At 74.3% G+C, this 27,000-nt stretch carries 1 protein-coding gene; it reads right to left on the bottom strand.

All coding sequences use genetic code 11. From position 1 onward, the window contains the following. Positions 1 to 27,000: a type I polyketide synthase gene (locus AB5J49_RS44095; protein ID WP_369174491.1), complete on the bottom strand. Its 27,000-nt coding sequence runs from the start codon at positions 26,998 to 27,000 to the stop codon at positions 1 to 3.

Below are 27,000 nucleotides of genomic sequence, written 5' to 3'. Positions count from 1 at the left end.
TCAGTCGAGCTGTCCGTCCAGCTGTCCGCCGAGTTGTCCTTCGAGTGCCGCCTGCACCAGGTCGTCGACGGACATGTCGTCGATCGAGCCGGTGCCGTCGGTCTCCTCGGCCGAGGACTTGCCGAGGAGGTGCAGCAGCGGTTCCAGTACGCCGATCTCGCGCAGCTGGGCGAGCGGCACCTTGGCCAGGAGGTCGCGGATCTCGGCCTCCTCGCTGTCGGTGTCGGCCGCGTCCTCGGGTACCAGCTGGTCCAGGAGGTGCGTGGCCAGTTCGGCGGGCGAGGGGTGGTCGAAGACCAGCGTGGAGGCGAGGCTGAGGCCAGTCGCCGCGTTCAGGCGGTTGCGCAGCTCGACCACGGCGAGCGAGTCGAACCCGAGGTCGCGGAACGGCCGGTCGGCGTGCACCGCGTCGGTGTCGGTCCGGCCCAGTACCTCCGCGGCCTGGGTGCGGACCAGGTCGAGCAGCGTCTCGTGGCGCTTGGCGGGCGCCAGGCCGAGGAGCTGCTCGCGCAGTGCGCCGGAGGGTGCCGCTTCGGGTGCCGCCGTCTCCTGGGGTCCGGCGAGTTCCCGCAGCAGCGGGTTGGGCCGGAAGCCGCCGGAGAAGCGGCCCTTGTCGACGGCCGCGACGACCGCGGTCGCCCCGTCCTCCGCGGCCAGTTGACGCAGGGCCGTGCAGGCGAGTTCGGGGTCCATCGCCGCGATGCCCGCACGCTGGGCGTTGGCGACGGCGTCCTCGGAGTCGGCCATGCCTGCGCCGCCCCAGGCGCCCCAGGCGATCGAGGTGGCGGCCAGGCCATGGGCCCGGCGCCGTTCGGCCAGCGCGTCCAGCATGGCGTTCGCGGCGGCGTAGTTGGCCTGGCCGGGGCTGCCGACCGCCGACGACGCCGACGAGAACAGCACGAACGCGTCGAGGCCCGAGGTCAGCTCGTCCAGCAGCAGCGCCGGGTCGGCCTTGCTGCGGAACACGTCCTGGAACCGTTCGGGCGTCATCTTGTCGAGGACGCCGTCGTCGAGCACGCCCGCCGTGTGGACCACGGCGGTCAGGTCGTCCACCCCGTCCAGGATCGCCTGCAGGGCGGCCCGGTCGGACACGTCGCAGGCGGTGATGGTGACTTCGGCGCCCAAGTCGCGGAGGTCGGTGCTCAGTTCCTCGGCGCCGGGGGCATCGGGACCGCGCCTGCTGAGGAGCAGCAGGTGGCGGGCGCCCTCGCGGGCGAGGGTGCGGGCGACGTGGCCACCGAGCGCGCCGGTGCCGCCGGTGATGAGGACCGTGCCGCGCGGCTGCCAGACGCGGGCCGGCGCGGGGGCGGGCGCGGGGAGGAGCCTGCGGCCGAAGACGCCGCTCGCCCGTACGGCCACCTGGTCCTCGCCGTCGAGTCCGGCGAGGACGGAGGCGAGGCCGCGCAGGACGCGGTCGTCGAGTCCGGCGGATCCGGCGGGTTCGGCGGGCAGGTCGATCAGGCCGCCCCAGCGCTCCGGGTACTCCAGCGCGGCCACCCGGCCCAGGCCCCAGATCGCCGACTGCGTCAGGTCGTCCGGCGCCTCGGCGGCGCTGACGGCCACGCCGCCGCGGGTGACGCACCACAGCGGTGCGGTCAGGCTCGCGTCGCCGAGCGCCTGGATCAGCGCCGCCGTGAGCAGGGTGCCCTGCGGTGTGCCGCCGGGGTCCGAGGCGGCGAGGCCGAGCAAGGAGACCACTCCGGTGAAGCCGGTGCCGAGGGGGGCGAGGGCCTTGGCGATCCGGGCGCGGTCGGGGGTGTCGACCGCGACGGTGACGACGTCGGCGCCGAGCGCGGCCACGACCCGTGCCGCCCAGGCGTCGTCGCCGGCCGGGGTCACGGCCAGCCAGCGTCCGGCCGGCGTACCGGAGCCGCCGTCCAGCGGCTTCCAGGCGATCCGGTGCCGCCAACTGTCCACGACCGCCGTGTCGTTGTGCTGTCGGCGCCAGTCGAGCAGGGCGGGCAGCACCTGGGAGAGCGCGCCGCCGTCGACGTCGAGCACCTGCTCCAGCGCGCCGAAGTCCTCGCCCTCGACGGCGGCCCAGAACGCGGCGTCGTCGCTGCCGGGCTCGGCGGCGGCCGAACGTGTGGCGGTGGCGGTCATGGTCGAGGGCCAGAACCGCTGGTGCTGGAAGGCGTAGGTGGGCAGGTCGACGCGGTTGCCGCCGCCGAAGAAGCCGGCCCAGTCGACGGGTACGCCGCGGGCGTGGAGCCGGGCGAGCGCGGTGGTGGCGGTGGTCTCCTCGTCACGGTCCTTACGCAGCAGCGGGATCGCCACCGTGCCGGGTGCGTTGTCCGGGACGAGGCCCGAAAGGGTGGCGTCCGGGCCGAGTTCGACCAGGGTGGTGACGCCGCGCTCGGCGAGGGTGCGGGCGTTGTCCGCGAACCGTACGGCCTCGCGGACGTGCCGTACCCAGTACTCGGGGTCGGTCACGTCTCCCTGGGCCACGACCGGGATGGCCGGCGCGGTGAAGGTGAGACCCGCGACGACCTTGCGGAACTCGTCGAGCATCGGGTCCATCAGCGGCGAGTGGAAGGCGTGCGACACCCGCAGCGCGCGGTGCTTCCAGCGGCCCGCGACGGCGTGGACCGCTTCCTCGGGACCGGCGACGACCACCGACTCCGGCCCGTTGACCGCGGCGATGGTGACGCCGTCGGTGAGTTGGGGCAGGACGGCGTCCTCCGACGCCTGCACCGCGACCATGGTGCCGCCGGCCGGCAGGGCCTGCATGAGCGAGGCCCGCGCCGACACCAGCGTGCACGCGTCCGCCAGGGAGAGCACCCCGGCGACGTGCGCGGCGGCGATCTCGCCGATCGAGTGCCCGGCGAGGAAGTCGGGCCGCAGCCCCCACGACTCGGCGAGCCGGTAGAGGGCGACCTCGACGGCGAACAGCGCGGGTTGGGCGTTGCCCGTCCGGTTCAGTGCCGTCTCGTCGCCGCCGCGGACGACGTCCCGCAGCGCCGGGTCGAGGAGGGCCAGCACCTGGTCCAGGGCGGCCCGGAACACCGGGAACCGCTCGTACAGTCCGCGGCCCATGCCGAGCCGCTGCGAGCCCTGCCCGGCGAACAGGAAGGCGAGCTTGCCCGACCGGGCGGCCTCGTCGACGACGAGCTGCGGGGTGCGGGCGCCCTCCGACAGTGCGGTGAGGCCGGCCAGCAGGTCGTCCCGGCCGTCGGCGAGGACCACGGCGCGGTGCTCGAAGGCGGCGCGGCCGGTCGCCGCCGAGTAGGCCAGGTCGGCGAGTTCGGTGGTGGACGCGGTCGCGAGCAGGCGGGTGGCCTGGTCGCGCAGCGCGGCGGGGGTACGGCCGGAGACGAGCACCGGCAGCACACCGCCCGGGTTCTCCGTCGGCTTCGCGGGCTCGGCCTCGGCCTGCTCGATGATGACGTGCGCGTTGGTGCCGCTCGCACCGAACGACGAGATGCCCGCCCGGCGCACCCGGCCGGTGTTGGGCCACGGCGTCCGCTCCGCCAGCAGCCTGACCGTGCCGGCGCTCCAGTCGACGTGGCTGGTGGGCTGTTCGGCGTGCAGGGTGCGGGGCAGTTCACCCGCCCGCATCGCCATGACCATCTTGATCACACCGGCGACGCCGGAGGCGGCCTGGGTGTGGCCGAGGTTGGACTTGACGGCGCCGAGCAGCAGCGGGTTGGCCCGGTCCCGGCCGTAGGCGGCGATCAGCGCCTGGGCCTCGATCGGGTCGCCGAGCCTGGTGCCGGTGCCGTGCGCCTCGACGGCGTCCACGTCGTTCGGGCGCAGTCCGGACGCCGCGAGGGCGTGGTGGATGACTCGCTGCTGGGCGGGGCCGCTGGGTGCGGTCAGGCCGTTGGAGGCGCCGTCGGAGTTGATGGCGCTGCCGCGGACCACCGCGAGGACCTGATGGCCGTTGCGCCGGGCGTCCGACAGCCTCTCCAGTACGAGCATGCCCACGCCCTCGGCCCAGCCGGTGCCGTCGGCGTCGTCGGAGAACGCCTTGCAGCGGCCATCCTCGGAGAGGGCGCCCTGGGCGCTGAACTCGATGAACCCGACCGGCGTCGACATCACGCACACACCGCCGGCCAGCGCCATGGAGCACTCGCCGGAGCGCAGGGCCTGCGCGGCCAGGTGCAGGGCGACCAGGGACGAGGAGCACGCGGTGTCCACCGATGCCGTCGGCCCCTGGAGGCCGAAGGTGTAGGCGAGGCGGCCGGACAGCAGCGACGCGGACTGCGCGGTCTGCCACTCCAGGCCGGTCTCCTGCGGGGAGGACCGGTACTCGCCGCTACCGCCGCCGACGAACACGCCGGTGTCGGTGCCGCGCAGCAGGCCCGGGTCGATGCCCGCGCGCTCCAGGGCCTCCCAGGCCGTCTCCAGCACGAGGCGCTGCTGCGGGTCCATGACGAGGGCCTCGCGCGGCGAGATGGAGAAGAAGTCCGGGTCGAAGTCGGCGACGTCGTACAGGAATCCGCCGCGCAGGGTGGCGCTCTGCCCGGCGGCCAGCGCGGCCAGGTCCCAGCCCCGGTCCGCCGGCATGTCGCCGGTGGCGTCCGTGCCGTCGAGCAGCAGCTGCCACAGGCCTTCGGGGCTCGTCACGCCGCCGGGGTAGCGGCAGCCCATGCCGACGATGGCGATCGGCTCGTCCAGGGCCCTGGCCCGCGGGACGAGTACGCCCTCGGCCGGGTCGTTGACGGTGCCGAGCACCTCGTCGAGGAGGTGGTCGGCGAGCTCGCCGGGCGTCGGGTGGTCGAAGACGAGTGTGGCGGGCAGGGTGAGGCCGGTCGCGGCGGCGATCTGGTTGCGCAGGTCGAGCGCGGTGAGGGAGTCGAAGCCGAGGTCGCGGAACGGCACGTCGGGTTCGACCGCGTCGGGCCCGGAGTGGCCGAGCACCACTGCCGCGCGCTCGCGTACCAGGGTGAGCACCTCGCCCTGCCGCTCGTACTCCGGCAGCTCCAGGAGCCGCTGGGCGAGGGCGGAGTCGGGCTCGGCGGCCTCGACGCGGGCCTCCGGCAGGGCGGCGAAGACGGTGCTGGGGCCGAACGCGGGCGCGAACGTCTCCCAGCGCACGTCCACCACGGCGACCGTGCTGCGGTCGGCCGCGACCGCGAGTCCGAGCGCGGACAGCGCCTGCCGGGCGGGCATGACCGGCATGCCGCTCAGCCGCAGGTGCGCGGTCATGCTCGCGTCGGTCGTGTCGGCCCACGGCCCCCACGCCACGCACAGTGCCCTGCGGCCCCGGTCGCGCCGACCGCGAGCGAACGCGTCGACCAGCGCACCGTGCGCCGCCTGCGGGCTCTGCCCCCGGGCACCCCAGATCCCGGCGACCGACCCGAACACCACGAAGGCGTCCAGGTCCCGGTCGCCGAGCCGTTCGTCGAGGTCGTACAGGACGTCGAGCGGGGTGTCCTCGCCGACGTAGACGACGGCGTCGGCCCGCTGAAGGTCGTCGAGGTCGTGGGTGACGACGACGTCCTCGCCCTCGTCCTCCAGCCAGCGCACCACGTGCCGTCCCATCGTGCCGTCGGCGCCGACGACGAGGACCGTGCCGCGCGGCGTCCAGGACGGCGCGGTGACGGTCGTACGTGCCAGCCGCCGGGCGTGGACTCCGTCGGCGCGGATCGCGACCTGGTCCTCGCCCTCGGGTATCCGGGCGAACCAGTCGGCGACGGGCTCGGCCAGGTCGACCAGGCCGCCCCAGCGCTCGGGGAGCTCCAGCGCGGCGACCTGACCCTCGCCCCAGAGCGGGGCCAGGGCGGGGCTGCGCAGCGGCTCGTCGCCGACCGCGACCGCGCCCCGGGTGACGCACCACAGCGGCGCCGTGACCCCGGCCTCCGCGAGGTCCGCCAGCAGCCGGGCCGGACCGGTGGGCAGCAGCGAGAGCACTCCGGCGTAGTCGCCGGACCGCACCTCGTGGACCACCTCCGCGTCCCCGCCGAACGCGGCGACCGCCTCGGCCGCCCACACGTCGCCCTCGGGCACCAGCGCGAGCCAACGCCCCTGCGGCGGGGTGTTCCCGGCGGCGACCGGCGCCCAGGTCACGTCGTACAGCCAGCCGTCCACGGCGGCGCGGGCCGGCTGCCCGGACGCGATGGTGTGCGGCCAGTAGCGCTCGCGCTGGAAGGCGTACGTCGGCAGGTCCACGCGGCGGGCGCCGGTGCCCTCGTAGTACCTCTCCCAGTCGACGCCGGTGCCCCGCAGGAACAGCCGGCCGAGGGCGAGGGCGAACGCGTCCCGCTCGTCGCGGTCCTTGCGCAGTGCGGGTACGGCGTCCTCGACGAGCGCGGAGAGTACGCCGTCGGGGCCGATCTCCAGGAAGGTCGTGACGCCCGCGGAGCGCAGCGTGCCGACGTGGTCGTGGAAGCGGACGGTTTCGCGGACGTGGCGGACCCAGTACTCCGGGTCGGTCACATCGCCGATGGTCGCGATCGGGATCGTCGGCTCATGGAAGGTGAGCCCGGTGATGGCGGCGCGGAAGTCGTCCAGCATCGGGTCCATCAGCGGCGAGTGGAACGCGTGGGAGACCTTCAGCCGCTTGGTCCTGCGGTCGCCGAAGGCTTCGGCGATCCGCTCGACCTCGGTCTCGTCGCCCGCGATCACCACGGAGGACGGGCCGTTGACGGCCGCGATGGATACCAACTCGGTGACCTGCGGGGCGACTTCCTCTTCCGTCGCCTCGATGGCCATCATGGCGCCCCCGGTAGGCAACGCCTGCATCAGCGTCGCCCGAGCCGTCACCAGCTTCGCGGCGTCCTCCAGGGCGAGGACACCGGCCACATGGGCCGCCGCGATCTCACCGATGGAATGACGGGCGAGGTGGTCGGGCCGTATGCCCAGCCACTCCGCCAGCCGGTACAGCGCGACCTGGAGCGCGAACAGTGCGGGCTGCGTGTGACCGGTCTGGTTCAGCAGTTCCGCGTCCTCACCCCACATCACCTCCCGCAGCCCCGGCTCCAGGTGTGCCAGTACGTCGTCCAGGGCGTCGGCGAAGACCGGGAATCGCTCGTACAACTCCCTTCCCATGCCCGGTCGTTGCGAGCCCTGCCCGGAGAAGAGCAGCGCCGTCGCAGCGGCCTTGCGGGCGGTGCCGGTGGCGATCTCGGTGCCGTCGACGAGGAGGGCCCGGTGCGGGAAGGCGGTGCGGGTGGTGGCCAGTGAGTAGGCGATGTCGAGCGGGGCGGCGTCCACCGTCCTGATCCGTTCGATCTGGTCGCGCAGGGCCTGTCCGGACTTCGCCGAGACCAGCCACGGGGTACCCGGGGCGCGGTCCGCGTCGGCCGGGGTCGGGATCGGGGCCGCAGCCGCGGTGGCGGGACCCTCCTCCAGGATGACGTGGGCGTTGGTCCCGCTGAGGCCGAACGCGGAGACACCGGCCCGGCGCGGGTGGCTGTTCTCCGGCCAGTCGACGGCGTCGCCGAGCAGCGCCAGCGTGCCCGCGGACCAGTCGACGTGCGAGGTGGGCGCGTCGACGTGCAGCGTCCTGGGCAGCGTGCCGTGGCGCATCGCGAGCACCATCTTGATGACGCCGGCGACACCGGCGGCGGCCTGCGCGTGCCCGATGTTCGACTTGACCGAGCCCAGGTAGAGCGGGGCCCGGCGGTCCGTGCCGCCGAACGTGGACAGCAGGGCCTGCGCCTCGATCGGGTCGCCCAGCGTGGTGCCGGTGCCGTGCGCCTCGATGGCGTCGATGTCGGCGGGCGAGAGGCCTGCGTCGGCGAGGGCCTGCCGGATCACGCGCTGCTGGGAGGGGCCGTTGGGCGCAGTGAGGCCGTTGGAGGCGCCGTCCTGGTTGACGGCCGAGCCGCGGACGACGGCAAGGACGTCGTGTCCGTTGGCGACCGCGTCGGACAGCCGCTCCAGTACGAGCAGACCGGCGCCCTCGGACCACGCGGTGCCGTCGGCAGCCTCGGCGAAGGCCTTGCAGCGGCCGTCGGGGGCGAGGCCGCCCTGGGTGGTGAACTCCACGAACGAGTCGGGGCTGGACATGACCGACACGCCGCCCGCGAGGGCGAGCGTGCACTCGCCGCCGCGCAGCGCCTTGGCGGCCCAGTGCAGGGCGACCAGGGAGGAGGAGCAGGCGGTGTCGACGGTGACGGCCGGGCCCTCCAGGCCGAGTACGTAGGACAGTCGGCCGGACATCACCGACGCGGTGTTGCCGGTGGCCAGGTATCCCTGGACCTCGGCGACGGTGTCCTCGGTGGCGCGGCGCAGGACGTTCTCGTAGTCCTGGCCGTTGGTGCCGATGAACACGCCGGTGCTGCTGCCGCGCAGGCGCGAGGGGTCGATGCCCGCGCGTTCCAGGGCCTCCCAGGCGGTCTCCAGGACGAGGCGCTGCTGCGGGTCCATGGACAGCGCCTCGCGCGGCGAGATGCCGAAGAAGCCGGCGTCGAAGTCGGCGACCGCGTCGAGGAATCCGGCCTCCAGGGCGGCGGAGGCGCCGGCGCCGAGGGCGTCGAGGTCCCAGCCGCGGTCGGCGGGGAACGCGCTGACGCCGTCGCGTCCCTCGGCCAGCAGCCGCCACATCTCCTCGGGTGAGCCGACGCCGCCGGGGAAGCGGCAGCCGATGCCGACGATGGCGATCGGGTCGTCGTCGACCGGTCCGGCCTTTGCCGCGGGGGCCGCGGTGCCGGTCTCGGTCCCCGCCTCGCCCACTGCTTCGGCGAGCAGGAACTCGGCGAGTCCGGCGGGGGTCGGGTAGTCGTAGAGCAGGGACGCGGGCAGCGTCAGCTCCAGGGCCGCTTGGAGGCGGTTGCGCAGCTCCAGTGTGGTCAGCGAGTCGAAGCCGAGGTCCAGGAAGGCCCGGTCGACGTCGACGTCGGCGGCGTTCGCGTGGCCGAGAACGGCGGCGATCTGACCGCGTACGAGGTCGAGTACGGCGCGGGCGCGATCCGCGGCGGGCAGGGCCGCGAGCCGCCCCCGCACCTGAGGCTGCTCGGCCTCGGCGGTGCGCTCGGCCGTACGCAGGCGCCTGGCCTCGGGCAGGTCGTCGACGAGCGGCGCGGGCCGCAGGCCGGCCAGGGCGGGCAGATAGCGTTCCCAGTCGATGTCGGCGACCGTCACCGAGGCGTCCCCGTGCTCGATCGCCCGGCGCAGCGCGGCCATCGCGAGCTCCGGCGCCAGGGGCGTGAACCCGCCGCGCCGCAGCCGCTCGGCCACTCCTGCCCCGTCGACGGCCATACCGGCCTCGGCCCACGGGCCCCAGGCGACGGAGGTGGCCGCCAGGCCCTGGGCGCGCCGGTGTTCGGCGAAGGCGTCGAGGAAGGCGTTGGCCGCCGCGTAGTTGCCCTGTCCGGCGGCGCCGATGACGCCCGCGGTGGAGGCGAACAGGACGAACGCGTCCAGGTCGGCGGTCAGTTCGTGCAGGTTGCGGGTGGCGGTCTCCTTGGCGCGCAGCACGCTCGCGAAGGCGTCCGGTGCCATCGTCTCGACCAGCCCGTCGTCCACGACGCCGGCCGTGTGGAACACCGAGGTGACCGGGTGCTCGGCGAGGAGGTCGGCGAGCGCGTCGCGGTCGGCGACGTCGCAGGCGGCGATGACGGCCTTCTCACCCAGTTCGGCGGCGAGTTCGGCCGCGCCGGGCGCGTCCGTGCCGCGGCGGCTGACCAGGACGATCTTCTCGGCGCCGTGGGCGGCGAGCCAGCGGGCGACGTGCGCGCCGATGCCGCCGGTGCCGCCGGTGACCAGGGCCGTGCCGGGGCGGAACTCGCGCGCGGTGCCGGGAACGGCCTTGCGGCCGAGGCGGCGGCCGTAGGTGCCGGAGGGGCGCACCGCGACCTGGTCCTCGCCGCGCTGGGCGAGGATGCCCGCGATGCGGCGCAGGGAGTTGCGGTCCAGGTGTTCGGGCAGGTCGACCAGTCCGCCCCAGCGGGTGGGGTGTTCGAGGGCGACGACCCGGCCCAGACCCCACACGGCGGCCTGCTCGGGCCGGGCGACGGTCTCGGAGCCGCCGACCGACACCGCGCCGCGGGTGGCGACCCACAGCGGGGCGTCGACGCCCGCGTCCCCGAGTGCCTGCACCACCAGGGCGGTGCGGGCGAGGGCGGTCTCGGTGTCGGCGTCGAGTGCCAGCAGCGAGAGCACACCGGCGCAGGTGGCGCCGTCGAGCCGGGCGGCGAGGGCGGCCCGGTCGGTGCCGGCCTCGATCAGTTCGGTTCCGGTGCCGAGCGCGGCCACGATGCTCTCGACGTCGGCGGAGGCGTCGTACCCGTCCGCAGTCAGCACCAGCCACGGCCCGGTCGCCACGCCGGTCGCGGTGAGCGGCTTCCAGGTGACGCCGTAGCGCCAGGAGTCCACGGTGGACCGGAGCTTGCGGGTGCGCCATTCGGCGAGCGCGGCGAGGTCCTCGCGCTCGACGGCGTCCCAGAACGCGTCGTCGACGCTGTCGCCGGCGGCGTCCGCGGAGTGCGGCGCGACGGGCTCCGGCCAGTAGCGCTGGTGCTGGAACGGGTAGGTCGGCAGGTCGACGGTGCGCGCTCCGGCACCGTCGAAGTACGCCCGCCAGTCGACCGCGGTGCCGCGCACATGCACGCCCGCCAGCGCGGTGAGCAGGGTGGCGGCCTCGGGCCGCTCACCGCGCAGCGCCGGGACCAGTACGGCGTCCTCGGTCAGGCTCTCCCCCGCCATGCCGCACAGCACGCCGTCGGGTCCGAGTTCCAGGTACGTCCGCACGCCCCGGCCCTCCAACTGCCGTACGGCGTCGGCGAATCGCACCGTGTCGCGCACATGCCGCACCCAGTACTCGGGATCGGTCACATCACCACTCGTGGTGAGCGGTATCTCGGGCGCGTTGAACGACAGCCCGGCAATGGCGGCACGGAAGTCGTCCAGCATCGGGTCCATCAACGGCGAGTGGAAGGCGTGCGACACCTTCAACCGCTTCGTACGCCGGTCGGAGAACCGCTCCACGACCCGCGCCACATCGGCCTCGTCACCCGCGACCACCACCGACGACGGCCCGTTGACGGCCGCGATCGACACCGCACCATCCAGGTACGGAGCCACCTCCTCCTCGGTCGCCTCGACCGCCACCATCGCCCCACCCGACGGCAACGCCTGCATCAACCGCGCCCGCGCCGACACCAGCGCACACGCGTCCTCCAGCGACAGCACCCCCGCCACATGCGCGGCCGCGATCTCACCGATCGAGTGCCCGGCGAGGTGGTCGGGCGTGACGCCCCACGACTCGACCAGGCGGTACAGGGCGACTTCGAGTGCGAAGATCGCGGGCTGGGCGTATCCGGTGCGGTCGAGGGTGTCCTGGTCCTCGCCCCACATCACCTCGCGCAGCGGCCGGTCCAGTTCGGCGTCGAGGTGGACGCACACGGCGTCCAGGGCGTCGGCGAACACGGGGTGGGTGTCGTACAACTCGCGTCCCATGCCCAGGCGTTGGGAGCCCTGGCCGGTGAAGAGCAGTGCCGTACGGCCCCGGGCGGCGGTGCCGCGGACGAGGGAGGCGTCCGGGAGGTCGTCGCGCAGTGCGGTCAGGCCGCGTACCAGTTCGGCGTGGTCGTGCGCCACGATCACGGCGCGCCGCTCGAAGGTGGAGCGGTGGCGGGCCAGGGACGCGGCGAGGTCGACGGGGCTCGCGTGAAGTTCCAGCAGGCGTGCGGCCTGTTGCCGCAGGGCCTCGTCGGCGCGGGCCGACAGCAGTACCGGGACCAGGGCCGGGGCGGGTTCCGGCGCCGGGTCCGCGGTGGGCGGCGCCTGTTCCAGGAGCAGGTGGGCGTTGGTGCCGCTGAGGCCGAAGGAGGACACCGCGCCCCGGCGGGCCCGCCCGGTCTCGGGCCAGGGCCGCTGGTCGGTGAGGAGTTCGATCGCCCCGGTGGACCAGTCGACCTTGGTGGACGGCCGGTCGACGTGGAGGGTGCGGGGCAGGGTGCCGGTCTGGAGCGCCTGGACCATCTTGATGACGGAGGCGACACCGGAGGCCATCTGGGTGTGGCCGATGTTGGACTTCACCGAGCCGAGCAGCAGCGGCCGGTCGGCGGGGCGGTCCTGGCCGTAGGTGGCGAGGAGGGCCTGTGACTCGATGGGGTCGCCGAGGTCCGTGCCGGTGCCGTGGCCCTCGATGGCGTCCACGTCGGACGGTGCGAGGCGCGCGTTGGCCAGGGCCTGGCGGATGACGCGCTGCTGGGAGGGGCCATTGGGTGCGGTGAGGCCGTTGGAGGCGCCGTCCTGGTTGATGGCGGAGCCGCGGACGACGGCGAGGACTCGGTGGCCGGCCGCGATGGCGTCGGAGAGGCGTTCCATCAGGACCAGGCCGACGCCCTCGGCGAGGGTCATGCCGTCGGCGGAGTCGGAGTAGGCCTTGCAGCGGCCGTCCTTGGCGAGGGCGCGCTGCCGGCTGAAGCCGACGAAGGCGCCCGGGGTGGCCATGACGCTGACGCCGCCGGCGAGGGCGAGGCTGCTCTCGCCGTCGCGCAGCGACTGGCAGGCCAGGTGCATGGCGACCAGGGAGGACGAGCAGGCGGTGTCGAGGGTGACTGCGGGGCCTTCGAGGCCGAAGAGGTACGACACCCGGCCGGACAGCACGCTGGAGAGCGTGCCGGTGATCATGTGGCCTTCGTCGCCGGGGGCCGCTCCGGAGCCGCCGGAGGAGTAGTCCTGGTAGCTGGCGCCGATGAAGGCGCCGGTGCGGCTGCCGCGCAGGGTGTGCGGGTCGATGCCGGCGCGTTCCATGGACTCCCAGGCGGTCTCCAGGAGGAGGCGCTGCTGCGGGTCCATGGCGAGGGCTTCGCGGGGCGAGATGCCGAAGAAGCCGGGGTCGAAGTCGGCGACGTCGTGCAGGAAGCCGCCCTGCACGGAGTAGGCGCCGCCGGGGGCGTCGGGGTCGGGGTTGTAGAGCGCGGAGGCGTCCCAGCCGCGGTCGGCGGGGAAGCCGGAGATGGCGTCGACGCCGTCGAGGACGACCCGCCACAGGTCCTCGGGCGAGCTGACGCCGCCGGGGTAGCGGCAGGCCATGCCGATGATGGCGATGGGCTCGTCGGTGGCCGCGGCCGCGACGACCGGCTGCTGTGCCGTCGGGTCGGAGCCGAGGATCTCGGCGAGCAGGAACTCGGCGAGGGCGAGGGGGCTCGGGTGGTCGAAGACCATCGTGGTGGGCAGGGTGAGACCGGTCGCGGCGGCGAGCTTGTTGCGCAGGTCGACCGCGGTGATGGAGTCGAAGCCGGCCTCGCGGAAGGCCCGGTGCTCGGTGAGCGCGTCGGGGCTCGCCATCCCTAGCACGCCGCCCGCCTGTGCGCGTACGAGATCGAGCAGGGTCTGCTCCCGCTCGGCGGGCGGCAGGGCTCGCAGCTTCGCCGCGAACCCGTCGGCCTGCTCGTTTCCGGCCGACTGTGCGGCGGCCGTGGTGAGCGCCCGCACCTCGGGGAGCTCGTCGAAGAGCGTGGTGGGCCGGCCCGCGGTGAACACGGGGTGGTAGCGGTCCCAGGCGACGTTGGCGATGGCCAGCTCGGTCTCGTCGTCCTCGATCGCCCGCTCCAGCGAGGCGAGCGCGAGGCGGGCCGGCATGAACTCCAGGCCGCTGCGCCGGATCTGCTCGGTGTCGACGCGGCCGAGGCCGAGGTCGTCGGACCAGATGCCCCACGAGACGGCGGTGCAGCGCAGGCCGCGGGCCCGGCGGGCGGCGGCGAGCGAGTTGAGGTAGGCGTTGCCGGCGACGTAGGCGGCGTGGTCGCCGCTGCCCCACATGCCGGAGACGGACGAGAACAGCACGAACGCGTCGAGGTCCTCGGTGAGCAGCTCGTCGAGGTGGCGGGCGCCGTCCACCTTGGCACTGAGGATGTCGGCGAGTGCCTGGGGGGTGGCGCCGTCGATGGAGTGCAGGCCGATGACCGCGGCGGTGTGGATCACCGAGCGGATCTCGTGGCCGTTCGCGCGCAGGTCGTCGAGCAGGGCGGCGACGGCGTCGCGGTCGGCGACGTCGCAGGCCACCACCGTGGCGGGGGTGCCGATCTCGGCGAGTTCGGCGGCGAGTTCGCGGGCGCCGGGCGCGTCGAGGCCGCGGCGGCTGGTGAGCACCAGGTGCTCGGCGCCCAGGTGGGCGAGCCAGCGGGCCACGTGCGGGCCGAGCGTGCCGGTGCCGCCGGTGATGATCGTCGTGCCGCGCGGCGTCCACTCCCGCCGCTTGTCGGGGCGGGCGGGGGCGCGCACGATCCGGCGGGCGAGGGTGCCCGAGGCGCGGATCGCCAGCTGGTCCTCCTGCCCGGCCCCCGTGAGGGCGGCGACCAGGCGCCGGCCGGCCCGGGCGTCGAGTGCGAGGGGCAGGTCGATGGAGCCGCCCCAGCGCTGCGGGTGTTCCAGCGCGGCGGTCCAGCCGATGCCCAGGGCCTGGGCCTGGCCGGGGTGGGTGACGGTGTCGGAGCGGCCGGTGGACAGGGCGTCGCGGGTGAGGTTCCAGACGGGGGCGGTGATGCCCGCGTCGCCGAGGGCGTTGATCAGGGTGACGGTGAGGAGCAGGCCGAGCGGCAGCCCGAGCGCGGTCGGCCGTTCGGCGGCGGGCAGCAGCGAGACGACGCCGGCGAGGTCGACGTCGGCGAGGTCGGAGAGCCTGGCCGCGAGGACGGCACGGTCCGCGTCGGCCTCGCCGAGCGTGATACGGCGGACCTCGGCGCCCCCGGCTTCCAGGGCCGCGACCACGTCGGCGTCGTCGCTGTCGTCGGCGGCGACGACCAGCCAAGTGCCGGTGAGGGCGGCGCCGTTGAGGCCGCGCAGGGGCTTCCAGGTGACCCGGTAGCGCCAGGCGTCGGTGGTGGAGCGGTCACGGCCCGCCTGACGCCACGTGGTTAGCGCGGGCAGGACGGCGGCCAGGGTCTCCTCGTCGAGGTGCAGCGAGCGGGTCAGCGTGGCGAGGTCGGACTGCTCGACGGCCGTCCAGAACGCGGCGTCGGCCGGATCGGCGGCACCGGCGGCCTGCGGCGGCATCGCCGGGCCGGTCCAGAACCGCTCGCGCTGGAAGGCGTACGTCGGCAGATCGACGCGGCGCGCCCCGGCGAACTGCTCCTTCCAGCGCACCGGAATCCCGCGCACCCACACCTCGGCGACCGAGGCGAGCACCCGGGCGGCGCCGCCCGCGTCACGGCGCAGGGTGCCGGTGACGACGGCGCGCCGGCCCGCGTCCTGCGCGGCGTCCTGCACGCCAGGGGTGAGCACGGGATGCGAGCTGACCTCGATGAACGCCTGGTGTCCGGCCGCGAGGAGCGTGTCCACGGCTTCGGCGAGGCGCACGGTGCGGCGCAGGTTGGTGAACCAGTACTCGGCGTCGGTGGTGGCGTTGTTCCACTCGCCGGTGACCGTGGAGAGGAAGGGGACCTCGGGTTCCCGCGGCCGGATCGGCGCGAGGTCGCGCAGGAGTTCCTCGCGGAGCACCTCCACCTGCGCGGAGTGCGAGGCGTAGTCGACCTCGATCCGGCGTACGCGGACGCCTTCCTCGGTGAGCGCCCCGCACAGCGCGTCCAGGGCCTCCAGGTCGCCGGAGACAGCGACCGAGCGGGGGCCGTTGGTGGCGGCGAGCGAGAGCCTCTCGCCCCATTCGGCGAGGCGCGGCTCGATCTCGGCGGCGGACAGCGCGATGGACACGATGCTGCCGGAGCCGGACATGGTGCGGCCGATGGCCTGGCTGCGCAGCGCCACCACGCGCGCGGCGTCCTCCAGCGACAGCGCGCCGGACACCGCGGCGGCGGCGATCTCGCCCTGGGAGTGCCCGATCACGGCGTCGGGGGTGACGCCGTACGCCTTCCACACCTCGGCGAGGGACACCATCACCGCCCAGGAAGCGGGCTGGACGACGTCCACGCGGTCCAGCGAGCCGCCGCCGCGGATGACGTCGATGAGCGACCAGTCGGTGAACGGGCGCAGTGCGGCGGCGCACTCGGCGAGGCGGGCGGCGAACACCGGTGATTCGTCGAGCAGTTGAGCGCCCATGCCGACCCACTGGGTGCCCTGGCCGGGGAAGACGAAGGTGACCTTGCGCTCCAGGTCGGCGACGCCGCGCGCGATCTCGACGCCGTCGAGGAGCACCGCGCGGTGGTCGAACACGGAGCGGTGGGCGAGCGAGAACCCGATGTCGTGCGGGCTGCCCGGCACCTCGCGCAGCCGCTCCACCTGGGCGAGCAGCGCGGCGTCGGACTTCGCGGAGACGACCCAGGGGACGACGGCGGCCGCGCCGGCGAGGACCGGGACGGGCGCCTCGCTCACCTCTTCGGCGACCGGGGCGTCGTCGCCCGGCGCCTGTTCCAGGATCACGTGGGCGTTGGTGCCGCTGATGCCGAACGACGACACGGCGGCGCGCGCCGCGCGGCCCGTCTCCGGCCACGGCGTGGGCTCCTTGAGCAGCGACAGCGCGCCGGAGCTCCAGTCGACGTGCGAGGACGGCGCGTTGAGGTGCAGGGTCTGCGGCAGGACCTCGTGCCGCAGCGCCATCACCATCTTGATCACCGACGCCACACCGGCCGCGGACTGGGTGTGGCCGATGTTCGACTTCACCGAGCCGAGCAGCAGCGGCCGGTCGGCGTCCCGGTCGCGGCCGTAGGTGTTGAGCAGCGCCTGCGCCTCGATGGGGTCGCCGAGCGCGGTGCCGGTGCCGTGTGCGTCCAGGGCGTCCACCTCGGACGGCTGCACGTCGGCGTTGGCCAGGGCCTGCTGGATGACGCGCTGCTGGGAGGGGCCGTTGGGGGCCGACAGTCCGTTGGACGCCCCGTCCTGGTTGACCGCGGATCCGCGTACGACCGCCAGCACCGGAAGCCCGTTGCGGCGCGCGTCGGACAGCTTCGCCAGGAACAGCATGCCGATGCCCTCGGACAGGATCATGCCGTCGGCGGAGTCGTCGAACGACTTGCAGCGGCCGTCCTTCGCCAGGGCGCGCTGCCGGGAGAACGCGATGAGCGGCTTCGGGTTCGGCATCACGGTGGCGCCGCCGGCGACGGCGTACGTGCTCTCCCCGGAGCGCAGCGACTGGCAGGCCAGGTGCAGGGCGACGAGGGAGGAGGAGCAGGCGGTGTCGACGGTGACGGGCGGGCCCTCGAAGCCGAACACGTACGACACCCGGCCCGACAGCACCGACGGGCTACTGCCGGTGACGGCGTAACCCTCGCTGCCGCCGCCGTCGCCACCGCCGTACTCGATGTAGCTCGACCCGATGAACGCGCCGACCCGGTCGCCGCGCAGCGCGGCGGGGTCGAGGCCGGCCCGCTCGACCGCCTCCCAGGTGGTCTCCAGCAGCAGCCGCTGCTGCGGATCCATGCCGGTGGCCTCGCGCGGCGAGATCCCGAAGAACGCCGGGTCGAAGTCGCCGGCGTCCGGCAGATAGCCGCCGGCGGTGGTGTACGTCGTGCCGGGCCGGTCGGGGTCCGGGTCGTACAACTGGCCCATGTCGAAGCCGCGGTCGCCGGGGAACTCGGTGATCGCGTCGGTGCCCGCGAGCACCATGTCCCAGAACCGCTCCGGGGTGTCGGCGCCGCCGGGGAAGCGGCACGACATGCCGATGATGGCGATGGGTTCGTCGGAGCCGTCGCGGTGGGCGGTCCAGACGGTGTCGGCTTCGGTGGCGCCGAGCAGTTCGGCGAGCAGGTGGTCGGCGAGGACCGCGGGGGTCGGGTAGTCGAAGACCAGCGTGGCGGGCAGCGGGAGCCCGGTGGCGTCGGAGAGTTTCTTGCGCAGTTCTACGGCCGTGAGCGAGTCGAAGCCGATGTCGCGGAAGGCGCGGTGCTCGCCCACCTCGTCGGCGGAGCCGTGGCCCAGCGTCGCCGCGGCCTCGGTACGGACCAGGTCGACGATGCGGCGCCGCCGGTCGTCCTCCGGCAGATCGCGCAGCCCGCGCACGAAGTCGGAGTCGCTGCGGGCGGGTTCGACGGCCCCGGTGAGCAGCGCCTTCGTCTCGGGCAGGTCGGCGAGCAGCGGGCTCGGCCGCACCGAGGTGAAGACCGGGAAGTAGCTCTCCCAGGCGACGTCGGCGACGGTGACGCAGGTGTCGCCGTGCACGAGGGCACGGTTGAGTTCGGTGACCGCCTGCTCGGGCGGAAGCAGGGTCAGGCCTCGTTTGGACAGGTGCTCCGACATCGCGGCGTGGGTCGCCATGCCGACCTCGGCCCAGGGGCCCCAGGCGATGGAGGTGGCCGCGAGACCGCGTGCCCTGCGGTGCTCGGCGAGCGCGTCGCAGTACGCGTTGGCGGCGCCGTAGGCGGTCTGGCCACCACTCCCCCACACGCCGGCGATCGAGCCGAACAGGACGAAGAAGCCGATGTCACCGACGAGTTCGTCCAGGTGGCGGGCACCGTCGACCTTCGCGGCCAGCACGTCGGCGAACGCGGCCAGGTCGGTGTGCTCCAGCGGGGCCTGCTGGGCGGTGCCTGCGGCGTGCACGACGCCGGTGAGGCCGTCGATGCCGTCGAGGAGGCGCTGGAGCGCGGCCCGGTCGGCGACGTCGCAGGCGACGATCTCCACCCGGGGGCCCAACTCCTCCAGCTCCGCCCTGAGTTCGGCGGCGCCCGGCGCATCCGGGCCACGTCGGCTGGTCAGGACGAGGGTCTCGGCACCGCGTCCGGCGAGCCACCTGGCGGTGGTGGCGCCGAGGCCGCCGGTGCCGCCGGTGATCAGCACGGTGCCGGAGACGGGCAGGCCGGCGGGCAGCGCGTCGACCGGTCGGCGGGCGAGGCGGCGGCCGAGGACGCCGGTCGTGCGGACGGCGACCTGGTCCTCGCCGTCGATCCCCGCGACGACGGTGACCAAACGGCGCAGGGCGTTCTCGTCGAGGGTGTCCGGGAGGTCGACCAGCCCCGCCCAGCGCTGCGGGTACTCCAGCGCGGCGGCCCGGCCGAAGCCCCACACCGCCGCCTGGGCGGGCGAGCGCACCTCGTCGCCGAGGCCCGCGGCGACCGCGCCGGAGGTGACCGTCCACAGCGGCGCGTCGAGCCGCTTGACGAGTTCGACGGTGAGCGCGAGACCGACGGTGAGCGCGGCGTGCGGACGCTCGTCCAGCGCGAGCAGCGACACCGCGCCGTCGCAGTCGGGGAGTTCGCCAACGGCGGCGGGGTCGTCGAGCGTGACCACAGTGACGTCGGCGCCGTGCGCGGCGAGTGCGGCGCGATACGGCTCGGGGTCGGTGTCGCCGGAGGTGAACAGGGCGATACGGCCGTCCAGGACCGGGGTGGCGGTGGCCCGCAGCGGCGCCCACAGCACCCGGTAGCGCCAGGAGTCGAGGAGGGCCTTCTCCTGGTTGCCGTGCCGCCAGGACGACAGCACCGGGATCAGGGAGTCCAGGGAGGAGCTCTGCTCGGCGTCCAGCCCGAGCAGCGCGGCGAGTTCGCGGGCGTCACCGCGTTCGACGGCCGCCCACAGGGTGGCGTCGGCGGGGTCGGCCGAGGTGTCGGAGCCGGCGGCGGGCGGCTGCTCAGGCGCGCCGAGGGGCCAGTAGTACTCGTGCTGGAAGGCGTACGTGGGCAGGACGATCTCGTGGGCGCCGGCGAACCGGGTGCGCCAGTCGACGCCCACCCCGGCCGCGAACAGCCGGCCGAGGGCGGCGGCCACGGCCTCCTCCTCGCCCCGGTCCTTGCGCAGCACGGGGACGGACTCGTCGACCAGGGCGGACAGGGCGCCCTCGGGGCCGATCTCCAGGAAGGTGGTGACACCCGAGTCGCGCAGCGCCTGGATGTTGTCCGCGAATCGCACCGTCGCGCGCACGTGCCGAACCCAGTACTCGGGGTCGGTCACGTCACCGCTGGTGGTGAGCGGTATCTCGGGCGCGTTGAACGACAGCCCTGCGATGGCGGCACGGAAGTCGTCCAGCATCGGGTCCATCAACGGCGAGTGGAAGGCATGCGACACCTTCAACCGCTTCGTACGACGGCCGGAGAACCGCTCCACGACCCGCGCCACGTCGGCCTCGTCACCAGCGACCACCACCGACGACGGCCCGTTGACGGCCGCGATCGACACCGCACCATCCAGGTACGGAGCCACCTCCTCCTCGGTCGCCTCGACCGCCACCATCGCCCCACCCGACGGCAACGCCTGCATCAACCGCGCCCGCGCCGACACCAGCACGCACGCGTCGTCCAGCGACAGCACCCCCGCCACATGCGCCGCCGCGATCTCACCGATGGAGTGACCGGCGAGCGCGCCCGGCCGGATCCCCCATGAGCGCACGAGCCGGAACAGGGCGACCTCGACGGCGAACAGCGCGAGCTGCGCGTGGCCCGTCCGGTTCAGCTGCTCCTGGTCCTCGCCCCACATGACGTCGCGGACGTCGAGGCGCTCCAGCACCTCGTCCAGGGCGGCCTTGAACACCGGGTGGCGCTCGGCGAGTTCACGTCCCATGCCGAGGCGCTGGGTGCCCTGTCCGGAGAACAGGAAGGCGACCTTGCCCGGCGCGGCCTCGCCCTCGACGAGCGCGCTGTCCGTGTGCTCGGTGGCCAGCGCGGTCAGCGCCCGCAGCAGCCCTTCACGGTCCTCGGCGACGACGGCCGCCCGCTGCTCGAACGCGGAGCGGGTGGTCGCCAGCGAGTACGCGAGGTCGGTGAGTTCGAGGGACGGGGCGCCGGCCACGAAGGAGCGCAGGCGGGCGGCCTGGCCGCGCAGCGCGCGCCGGGTGCGGGCCGACAGGACGAAGGGCCCGCGCACCTGCTCCGTGGGCTCGCGGCGCGGCTCCTCGGTCTCGCGGCGCGGCTCGGCGGCGTCGGTGCTTTCGAGGATGAGGTGCGCGTTGGTGCCGCTGATGCCGAAGGAGGAGACACCGGCCCGGCGCGGGCGGTGGTCGTTCTGCGGCCACTCGGTGTTCTCGGTGAGCAGCCGGACGGCGCCCTCGGTCCAGTCGACGTGCGTGGACGGGCCGGTGATGTGCAGGCTCTGGGGCAGCACGCCGTGACGCATCGCCATGACCATCTTGATGACGCCGGCGACGCCCGCCGCGGCCTGAGTGTGGCCCATGTTGGACTTGACCGAGCCGAGCAGCAGCGGCCGGTCGGCGTCGCGGTCCTGCCCGTAGGTGGCGAGCAGGGCCTGTGCCTCGATGGGGTCGCCGAGGGTGGTGCCGGTGCCGTGCGCCTCGACCGCGTCCACCGCGTCCGGGGTGAGCCCGGCGGAGGCCAGGGCCGCGCGGATGACGCGCTGCTGGGCGGGGCCGTTGGGTGCCATCAGGCCGTTGGAGGCGCCGTCCTGGTTGACGGCCGAGCCGCGGACGACGGCGAGGACGCGGTGGCCGTTGCGCCGGGCGTCCGAGAGGCGTTCCAGTACGACCACACCGGCGCCCTCGGCCCAGCCGACGCCGTCGGCGGAGTCCGAGAAGGCCTTGCAGCGGCCGTCCGGGGACAGGCCGCGCTGCCGGGAGAACTCGATCAGCGCGGTCGGGGTCGACATGACCGTGACACCGCCGGCCAGCGCGAGCGAGCACTCACCGGCGCGCAGCGCCTGCATCGCCCAGTGCATGGCCACCAGCGACGAGGAGCACGCCGTGTCGACGGTGACGGCGGGCCCCTCCAGGCCGAGCGTGTAGGAGACGCGGCCGGACACGATGGACGGCGAGGTGCCGGCGCCCTGGAAGCCCTCGAAGTCGCCGCCGCCGAGTCGGGCGCCGTAGTCGTTGTACATGACGCCGGCGAACACACCGGTCTGGCTGCCGCGCAGCGCGGTCGGGGCGATGCCCGCGTTCTCGATCGCCTCCCAGACGACCTCCAGCAGGATGCGCTGCTGCGAGTCGGTGCCGAGGGCCTCACGGGGCGACATGCCGAAGAACCCGGCGTCGAACTCGCCTGCGTCGTGCAGGAATCCACCGGAGCGGGAGTACGTCGTGCCGGGGTGATCGGGGTCGGGGTGGTACAGGTTCTCCAGGTCCCAGCCGCGGTTGGCGGGCAGACCGGTGACGGCGTCGCCGCCCTCCGACACCAGCCGCCACAGGTCGTCGGGCGAGCCGATGCCGTCGGGGTAGCGGCAGCCCATGCCGACGATGACGATCGGGTCGTCGGAGAGGCCGGCGACGGCGGTGGGAGCGGCGGTGTCGGCCGCGCCGTCGAAGAGGTCGTCCAGCAGGTGGGTGGCGAGCGCGGTGGGTGTCGGGTAGTCGAACACCATCGTGGCGGGCAGCCTGAGGCCGGTCACGGCCGTGAGCTGGTTGCGCAGTTCGACCGCGGTGAGCGAGTCGAAGCCGAGGTCCTGGAACTGCCGTGTCGGCTCGATCTCGGCGCCCGAGGCGTGTCCGAGCACCGCGGCGACCTGCGTGAGCACCAGGTCGCGCAGGGCGTCGCCGCGCTCGTCCGCGGGCAGCCCGGCGAGGCGGCGGATCAGGGTGTCGGCGGTCTGCGAGCCGGTGGCGGCACGGCGGACGCGGGTGCGGATCAGGCCGCGCAGCAGCTGTGGCACCGCGCCGTGCCGACGGAGCGTCGCGAGGTCGAACCGGGCGGGTACGACAGTGGCGTGGCTCCCGGCGATCGTGGCGTCGAACAGTCTGAGCCCCTGCTCGACGGTGAGCGGCGGCATGCCGGTGCGGGCCATGCGCTCGGCGTCGGCGTCGGCCAGCATCCCGGCCCCGGCCCAGGCGCCCCATGCGAGCGACACGGCGGGCAGGCCCTCGGCCCTGCGGTGGTCGGCGAGCGCGTCGAGGAAGTGGTTACCGGCCGCGTAGTTGGCCTGGCCGGGGGTGCCCCAGGTGCCGGCGAGGGACGAGAACAGCACGAACGCCTTGAGGTCCAGGTCCCGGGTGAGTTCGTGCAGGTGCCAGGCCGCGTCCACCTTGGGGCGCAGCACGGGGTGGAGCCGTTCGGGGGTGAGGGAGGAGAGGACGCCGTCGTCCAGGACGCCGGCCGCGTGCACGACCGCGCTGACGGGGTGCTCGCGCAGCAGCTCGGCCAGCGCCTCGCGGTCGGCGACGTCGCACGCGGCGACGGTCACCTCGGCGCCCAGCGCCCGCAGTTCGGCGACGTCGGCCGTGCCGCTGCGGCTGACCAGCAGCAGTTCGCGGACGCCGTACGCGGTCACGAGGTGCTGTGCGATCAGCTTGCCGAGGCCGCCGGTGCCGCCGGTGACCAGGACCTTGTCGCCCCACTCGGTCTGCGGCTCGGCGGTCTGCGCGCGGGCCAGGCGGGGCGCGTGGGCCTCGCCGTCGCGCAGGGCGAGCTGCGGTTCGTCGGAGCCGATCGCCCGGCCGAACGCCGCCAACGAGGCTTCGCTGCCGTCGAGTTCGACGAGGGTGTGGCGGCCCGGAGCCTCGGACTGGGCGGAGCGGACCATGCCCCACACCGCGGCGGAGGCGAGGTCGCGGTCGCTGGTGACGAAGACGAGGCGTTCCTCGCGCTCCTCCTGGAGCAGGCCGAGGACGCGTTCGGTGAGCGTGTGCGCGGAGCCGACGACGTCCGCGTCGCCGAGCAGGGGCACGACGAGCACATCGGCGCCGTCCTCGCCGCCGAGCCCGAACACGTCCTGGCCCAGCACGGAGTAGGCGGTGGGTTCCGCGGGCACGGTGACCGGCACCCAGTCGACGGTGAACAGCGCGTCGCGGTCGCCGGTGGCGGAGGGTGCGGCGACGGGCCGTACGACCAACGAGTCCACGGTGGCGACGAGTTCGCCGGAGGTGTCGGCGGCGGCGATCGCGTAGGCATTGTCACCGCTGCGGGTCAGGCGCACACGCAGTTCGCCCGCGCCGGTGGCGTGCAGGGACACGCCCTCCCAGGAGAACGGCAGTCCGGCGTCGCCCTCTCCGGCGGCGAGCGCGGCGTGCAGGGCGGCGTCCAGCAGCGCCGGGTGCAGGCCGAAGCCCGCGGCGTCGGCGTCCTCGGGCAACCGCACCTCGGCGTAGACGGCGCCGTCAGCGCCCTGCCAGGCCGCCTTGAGGCCCTGGAACACGGGCCCGTACTCGAATCCCATGCCGGCGAACGTGTCGTAGCAGCCCTCGATGTCCACAGGGCGGGCGTCGGCGGGCGGCCACACGCCGGTGTCGAAGGTGGTGGTGCGGGCGGGTGAGGTGAGGACGCCGGTGGCGTGCTGCGTCCACGGCTCGTCGTCCTCACCGTCCGGGCGGGAGTGGACGGTGACGGTGCGGCGGCCGTCGGCGTCCGGTTTGCCGATCCACAGCTGTACCTGGACGCCGCCGGTCTCGGGCAGCGCGAGCGGCGCGGTGAGGGTCAGTTCCTCGACGCGGTCGCAGCCGACCTCGTCGCCGGCGCGGACGGCGAGTTCGAGGAAGGCGGTGCCGGGCAACAGGACCGTGCCGCGCACGGCGTGGTCGACCAGCCAGGGGTGGGTGGTGCGGGTGAGGCGGCCGGTGAGCAGCACCCCGTCGGAGTCGGCGAGCGAGACCGCGGCGGTGAGCAGCGGGTGCCGGGCGGCGCCGAGGCCGGCCGAGCGCGGGTCGAAGCCGAAGCTGCCGCCCTTGGGCCAGTAGCGCCGGGTCTGGAAGGCGTACGTCGGCAGGTCGACTCGGCGGGCGCCGGTGTCGGCGAAGTACTCGGCCCATTTCACGGTGGTGCCGCGCACATGCAGGGCGGCGAGGGCGGCGGTGACGGTGTCGGTCTCGGGGCGGCCGGAGCGCAGCAGGGGCAGCGCGGTGACGTCGTCGGCGCTCTCCTGCGCCAGGGCGGACAGGACACCGTCGGGGCCGACTTCGAGGAAGGTGGTGACGCCGTGCTCGTGCAGCCAGCGGACGCCGTCGGCGAACCGCACCGCGCGGCGGACGTGGTCCACCCAGTAGTCGGCGGAGGTGACCTGCTCGACGCGGGCCTGCTCGCCGGTGGTGTTGGAGATCAGGGGGATGAGCGGCGGGTTCAGGGTGAGGTCGGCGACGACGGCGCGGAAGTCGTCGAGCATCGGGTCCATCAGCGGCGAGTGGAAGGCGTGCGACACCTTCAGGCGCTTGGTCTTGCGGCCCTCGGCGGTGAAGTGCTCCTCGATCGCGGCGACGGCGTCGGCCGCTCCGGCGACGACGACCGAGCGGGGGCCGTTGACGGCGGCGACGCAGACCTGCCCGGCGGGGATCCGCCCGTCCGACTCGGCGTCGCCGAGGTGGGCCAGGACCTCGTCCTCGGTGGCGGTGACCGCCAGCATGGCGCCGCCGGCGGGCAGTGCCTGCATGAGGTCGCCGCGGGCGGTGACGAGGCGGGCGGCGTCCTCCAGCGAGAGGACTCCGGCGACGTGCGCGGCGGCGATCTCGCCGATCGAGTGCCCGGCGACGAAGTCGGGCTTCAGGCCCAGGGATTCGGCCAGGCGGTAGAGGGCGACCTCGAACGCGAACAGCGCGGGCTGGGTGTGCCGCGTCTGGTTCAGGATCTCGGCGTCGTCGCCCCAGACGATGTCGCGCAGCGCGGGGTCGAGGTGGGCCAGGGCGGCGTCGAACGCCTCCCGGAAGACGGCGAAGCGCTCGTACAGTTCGCGTCCCATGCCGAGGCGCTGGGCGCCCTGGCCGGTGAAGAGGAACGCGCACCTCGAGCGGGCCACGGTGGCCTGGAGGAGCCCGGCGGCCGGTTCGTCGGCGGCGAGGGCGGCGAGGCCGGCCCGGATGTCGCCGGTGATCGCGGCGCGGTGGTCGAAGCTCGACCGGGTGGTGGCCAGCGAGTGGGCGAGGTCGAGTGCGCGGTGCTGGTCGACGACGGTCAGCAGCCGCGCGGCCTGGGCGCGCAGCGCCTCCCGGGAGCGGCCCGAGACGAGGACCGGCACGGTGCCCGCGGGCACCGGGGCCTGCTCCTGCGTGGGTGCCTCGGCGGGCGGGGCCTGCTCGATGATGGTGTGCGCGTTGGTGCCGCTGAGGCCGAAGGAGGACACGGCGGCGCGGCGCGGCTGCCCGGTCTCGGGCCACGGCCGGTTCTCCCGTACCAGTTCGACGGCGCCGGAGTCCCAGTCGACGTGCGAGGAGGGCTGGTCGACGCCGAGGGTCTGCGGTACGACGCCGTGGCGGATCGCCATGACCGCCTTGATCACGCCGGCGACACCGGCGGCGGCCTGGGTGTGGCTGAGGTTGGACTTCACGGAGCCGAGCAGCAGCGGCCGGTCCGCGTCGCGGCCCTGGCCGTAGGTGGCGAGCAGTGCCTGGGCCTCGACGGGGTCGCCGAGGGTGGTGGCGGTGCCGTGGGCCTCGACGACGTCGATCTGGTCGCTGGTGAGCCGTGCGTTGACGAGGGCCTGCTCGATGACGCGTCGCTGCGAGGGGCCGTTGGGCGCGGACAGGCCGTTGGAGGCGCCGTCCTGGTTGACGGCCGAGCCGCGCAGGACGGCGAGGACCTCGTGGCCGTTGCGCCGCGCGTCCGAGAGGCGTTCCAGGACGAGCATGCCGACGCCCTCGGCCCAGCCGGTGCCGTCGGTGGCGTCGGCGAACGAGCGGCAGCGGCCGTCCGAGGACAGGCCGCCCTGGCGGGAGAACTCGATGAAGGTCACCGGGTTCGCCATGACGGTGACGCCGCCGGCCAGCGCCAGCGAGCACTCTCCGGCGCGCAGCCCCTGCATGGCCAGGTGCATCGCCACCAGCGACGACGAGCAGGCGGTGTCGAGGGTGACCGACGGGCCGACGAGGCCGAGGGTGTAGGAGATGCGTCCGGAGATGACGCTGTTGGAGCTGCCGAGCAGGAGCATGCCCTCGGCGCCGTCACCGGGGCCGAGCTGGTAGTCCTGGTTCATGGCGCCGGCGAACACCGCGGTCTGGCTGCCCTTGAGGGTGTGCGGGTCGATGCCGGCCCGCTCCAGCGCCTCCCAGGTGACCTCCAGCAGGACCCGCTGCTGCGGGTTCATGCCCAGCGCCTCGCGCGGCGAGATGCCGAAGAAGTCGGCGTCGAACTCTCCGGCACCGTCGAGGAAGCCGCCCTGGTCGGTGGCCGACAGGGCGAGCATGTCCGGGTCCCAGCCGCGGTCCTGGGGGAACGGGCGGATGCCGTGCTCGCCGCTGACGACCATGCGCCACAGGTCCTCGGGGCTCTTCACCCCGCCGGGGAAGCGGCAGCCGATACCGACGACGGCGATCGGCTCCTGCGCCGCCGCCTCCAGGTCCTGAAGCCGCCGCCGAGTGCGCTGAAGGTCCGTACTGGCCCGTCGAAGGTAGTCCCGGAGCTTCTGTTCGTTGTCCAT

The organism is Streptomyces sp. R28, assembly GCF_041052385.1.
In the GTDB taxonomy this organism is placed as follows: Bacteria; Actinomycetota; Actinomycetes; order Streptomycetales; family Streptomycetaceae; genus Streptomyces.
The sequence above is the reverse complement of the archived record's forward strand: the minus strand, read 5'-3'. Positions and strand labels throughout refer to the sequence as shown.